General features: G+C 67.1%; 1 pseudogene. It reads right to left on the reverse strand.

The features are described 5' to 3' along the window. Positions 1 to 431 (reverse strand): annotated as a pseudogene (locus AACY19_RS27460) (xanthine dehydrogenase family protein molybdopterin-binding subunit); the annotation flags it as partial.

Below are 431 nucleotides of genomic sequence, written 5' to 3' on the forward strand. Positions count from 1 at the left end.
CGGAGCCACGCGACCGCGCATGACGGCCCGATCGAGCCGTGGCTGATCCACGGGCGGCTATACGATGCGGTGATCGTGTGTTCCGTCGGCGATGTGGCGTCATGCGTATCGAGGACGACGATCTCGCGTGACGGCAGGCCGAGCAAGGTCTGCACCCCGTCGACCACGGGTAGCGGTGGCATCGTCCGGACGTAATTGGCCCGCTGCGCCACCCGCATAGCGGTGATTGCTTGCCACTCGCTGGTCGCGACGACCGCGAGAAAGGTGCCATTCTCGACTACGGCGACAACGCCCGGCATCCGGCGCACCGCCGCCAGATCGGGCGTGACGAGGTTGGTGCCATAGCTTGGGCCGCGCATCACCCTTGCATGCAACATGCCGGGCAGCCGCAAATCCTGGACGTAAGCGGCACCGCCGGTCAGCTTGGCGGG

The organism is Pseudomonas sp. EA_5y_Pfl2_R50 (assembly GCF_963970475.1).
GTDB lineage: Bacteria > Pseudomonadota > Gammaproteobacteria > Pseudomonadales > Pseudomonadaceae > Aquipseudomonas.